Here is a 285-nt window from a genome sequence, read left to right as displayed (position 1 = left end):
CCAGCCTCCGCGATGACGACACGACTCTGCAGCGATTGAAGTCGAGTCGGCAACGTGCGAAGGCGCGGCATCAGGCAGCAGCGACCGGGTAAGCGGCAGCGAGCGCTGCGGTGGTCGCGGTCTGCACCGCCTCGACCGACAGCGATGCATCGATTGCCTTCAGCGCAAGCGCGATCTGCACTGCGGTGTTCACGTTGTTGCCGGTCGTTGCCGGCGTCGCTACGTTCGCTACTGCGGGAGTACTCATGTTTGCCTCGGGGTTTGCGATGGACACGGCAATCGTAG

1 protein-coding gene is annotated in these 285 nt (G+C 63.9%); it reads right to left on the bottom strand.

The annotated features are described in order from the left end of the window. Positions 1–70: 70 nt before the first annotated feature. Positions 71–285, bottom strand: a 215-nt coding sequence (locus EN824_RS35575; RefSeq protein ID WP_210236407.1) for a hypothetical protein, incomplete at its 5' end; no start/stop codon positions are given.

It is taken from the genome of Mesorhizobium sp. M8A.F.Ca.ET.181.01.1.1 (assembly GCF_004792025.1).
In the GTDB taxonomy this organism is placed as follows: domain Bacteria; phylum Pseudomonadota; class Alphaproteobacteria; order Rhizobiales; family Rhizobiaceae; genus Mesorhizobium.
Note: the sequence above shows the minus strand (reverse complement) of the source record. Positions and strands in the feature narration are given on the sequence as shown.